We start from the raw sequence: 3,197 nt of genomic DNA on the forward strand, positions 1-3,197 counted from the left end.
CACCAGCTTGCAAATGATTGTCCTTTCCTTCATTTCTCTCCTATTACGAAGATTTTAAACAGGTTCTTACCATTTCTAATCCTCCAAAATTTTATTTTACCCAAAAAAACTCTTTTCTTTCTCTCCACTTTTTCTGGGTAAGGTCATGCAGCTTTTGGGTAATTTAATGGTAAAAATTTTAGAGAGAAATTTTATACACAATCTCTGACATTTTTCCTTAAGTTGACGCCATTGTCTGTTCAGCTAAGCGGTGTGAGAGACAATATAGCTAAACTGACTTAGATTTACCGACAATTTGAAAAACCGTCATCCCGCTACGTGTTAGCGCCGCGGCGGTATGACGTAGGGAGATCTCTACTGCTATTCCGCGTCAAGAACAACCATAAGTTCATTAGGGTTCACATAACCTAAAGCATTTTTTGCTTGCTCATCAAGCAGATCTAAATCTAAGCTTTTTTCATATAAGCCAAATACTTTGTTGTCCAACTTTTCCTTTTCAGAAGAGACATCCTTTAGCAAAAGTTTATTGTACTCGATTTCTTTTTTTAAATCGATTAACGTCAATAAGCCACGTTTACCTGTAATTGTGCTAATGCTGAAATATAATGTAAGGGAAGAAATGAGTAAGGCTGCGCTTAAACACAGTAACTTTTGCTTCTTCTTAGATATAAGCACCGTACTTTCACATATAAAAAATATATAACATGAAAAGGTGAACAAAAAGCTAAGAACCTTGACGCGCTTTACACCTTGGCCTTACCTTATTTATAATGTAAATCTTACCACCCCTTTTCACAACTTTACAATTTTTATCTCTGTTACGATGAGATTTTAGCGACCCTTTGACTTTCATATCTATAGTAAGAATTAAATTACTTTACATTATAATCACTTATCAAGAGTTAGTCAATTGATAACATTTTATTAAAATATTGTATAATTGTTGCTGATACTTCTTCGATCGACTTTTGCGTGACATCGATAATTGGCCAGTTATTCTGTTTAAAGAGCTCCTCTGCTTCTTTAATTTCCTTTTCTACTTTCTCAGGGTTAGCATATATATTATTATCTTCGTTGTTAATTGAAGTAAGTCTATTTTTGCGTATTTCTATTAGCCTACTTACGTCTATTGTTACCCCTATCGTTAGTTTATTTTTTAGTTTTGCCAAGTCAACATAAAAGGGTACTCCACTAACAAAAGGAATATTTGCAACTTTATAGCCTCGGTAAGCTAAATACGTACTGGTGGGAGATTTTGATGTACGTGAAACTCCAACCAAAATTATATCTGCTTTATCAATATCTTGAATATTTTGTCCATCATCATGATTAATAGTGTAGTTTATTGCCTCAATGCGCTGAAAATATTCGTTATTTATCTCAGTATGCAAGTCAAGCTTTTCGTCTTTTTCAATTTCAAGATAAGACGAAATTTCTCTAATAATATGTGATAATATTGCTCTATAGGGAATTTTCAACTTTATACAGTTATCTTTTAGATATTTTCTTAGCTCATCATCAGTAATAGTGCATATAACAAAATTATGCTCATCACTTTTCCTATTAATTTCCTCCAGAATTTTGTCAATCTGCTCTTCTCCTTTTACGAAAGACCAAACATATTCGATCGTTTCTACAGAACGAAAGTGTTTCAGAGCTGATTTTGCAACTGATATAACAGTTTCACCACTTGAATCTGATACTAAGTGTAGATTAAGCTTTTTAAGGGTCATATACTAAAAATAATAGCTAGCAATCTGCTACTGAAATTATGCTAATTTGTTGACCTACGTAAATATAGAAAAACTATCCTGTTGATAAAACTCAAACTAATTGGTAAATTCTTAACACAATTATTCTCAAAACGAATGTTTTTATTAAGGCCTACAAATTTCTCTTATTTTTCTAAGAAAGCTCTACCTTGGCTTGGGGTTATTTGTTTCGCATGTTTTTTAATTGGAATGTCTTTGGCGTTATTCTTCTCTCCAGAAGATTATAAACAAGGAGAAATTGTACGAATCATGTACATTCATGTGCCTTCTGCATGGCTTGCTCTCGGAATATATGGATTAATTGCATCACTTGGTTTCATTTCATTGGTATGGAACAATAGCATTGCTAGTGTCTTGGCACATGCTGCTGCTCCTGCAGGGACAGTCTTTTCGGCAATATGCTTAATCACAGGCAGCATCTGGGGAAAAGGAACCTGGGGCACTTGGTGGGTATGGGATGCAAGGCTTACTTCAATGCTGATTTTATTTTTCCTATATGTTGGCTACCTTTCATTGTGGAGCGCTTTTGATAATGAAGCGAGGGCAGAAAAATCAGCAGCAGTATTTGCCATCTTTAGTGCTATAAATATTCCTATAGTAAAATTTTCCGTGAATTTATGGTCCACTCTCCATCAGCCAGCAAGCATTTTGAGAAAAGGTGGAATAGCAATAGAAAGTTCCCTGCTGTTGCCACTGGTTGCAATGTTTATGTTTTGTGCCACATTTTTTTTAGTAGTGTGGACACTGTATTCACTTTACTTAATTAATTTATATAAGATAAAGAGAGAAATCAGTATGCGGTATTAGGCCGAGAGCTGAAAATAGAACACACCACATCACCAAGTAGCAAAGACATTGAATTCCTACTCAAAAAGATTAATGAAGAAACCGTTGATAAAGGTACGTGTAACCCATTTGCTTTTTTTATTCGCGATGACACTGAACAAATTATTGTAGGTTGTAGCGGTTTTGTTATCTATGGTTCAATTTACACTGACTTGCTTTGGGTGCACTCTGATTATAGAAGAAAAGGTATGGGAAAGCAGCTAATGGAAGAAGTTCATGATTATGGTCGTGAGATGCACTGTAAAATAGCAACCGTTGCAACCATGAATTTTCAAAAAGCGAAAGTATTTTATGAAAAGTTTGGGTATAAGTGCGATCTTGTACGTCCAGGGTATGTTAACATGTATATTTTTGAAGAAAGTGTTGTGAGATGCACTGTAAGAACCTGTTAAGGATCTCGAAAATATGAGGTAAAATAAGCATAGTTAAGAAAGAGGTATATCCATGCAAAAAAGCTATCCAAGCGATATAAGTAAAGAACAATTTGAAAAAATTAGACCAATACTGGGGAGTAGCAGAAAGAAAACAAAACCAAGGAAACTTGATTTGTATGATGTATTTTGTGCAGTGCTATATGTC

Annotated in this window: 5 protein-coding genes and 1 pseudogene; 3 read left to right on the top strand and 3 right to left on the bottom strand. The window is 34.4% G+C overall.

Features of this window, described 5'->3' with window-relative positions:
* Window positions 1-360: 360 nt before the first annotated feature.
* From OZD63_RS01065 to OZD63_RS01075, 3 genes are read right to left on the bottom strand one after another with little or no spacing between them, the layout of a single operon-like run.
* Window positions 361-675, bottom strand: a complete 315-nt coding sequence (locus OZD63_RS01065) for an FtsB family cell division protein (protein ID WP_274979986.1) — start codon at window positions 673-675, stop codon at window positions 361-363.
* Window positions 676-724: 49 nt separating this feature from the next.
* A complete protein-coding gene (gene ykgO / locus OZD63_RS01070) occupies window positions 725-853 on the bottom strand; it encodes a type B 50S ribosomal protein L36 (RefSeq protein WP_274979985.1) in 129 nt (42 codons plus the stop codon).
* 49 nt (window positions 854-902) lie between these two features.
* Window positions 903-1,733, bottom strand: coding sequence for a pyruvate, water dikinase regulatory protein (locus OZD63_RS01075; RefSeq protein ID WP_006280267.1), 831 nt, complete (start codon window positions 1,731-1,733; stop codon window positions 903-905).
* A gap of 135 nt (window positions 1,734-1,868) precedes the next feature.
* Between OZD63_RS01075 and ccmC the strand changes: the two genes are divergently transcribed.
* The 3 genes and pseudogenes from ccmC to OZD63_RS01090 form a co-directional block, all read left to right on the top strand.
* Window positions 1,869-2,579, top strand: a complete 711-nt coding sequence (gene ccmC, locus OZD63_RS01080) for a heme ABC transporter permease CcmC (RefSeq protein WP_275007875.1) — start codon at window positions 1,869-1,871, stop codon at window positions 2,577-2,579.
* 68 nt (window positions 2,580-2,647) lie between these two features.
* Entirely contained in the window at window positions 2,648-3,010 is a 363-nt protein-coding gene (locus tag OZD63_RS01085) for a GNAT family N-acetyltransferase (protein WP_275007876.1), read from the top strand.
* A gap of 52 nt (window positions 3,011-3,062) precedes the next feature.
* Window positions 3,063-3,197, top strand: a pseudogene (locus OZD63_RS01090) (IS5/IS1182 family transposase); the annotation flags it as partial.

Source organism: Wolbachia endosymbiont of Drosophila leontia (assembly GCF_028981785.1).
GTDB classification, from domain to species: domain Bacteria; phylum Pseudomonadota; class Alphaproteobacteria; order Rickettsiales; family Anaplasmataceae; genus Wolbachia; species Wolbachia pipientis.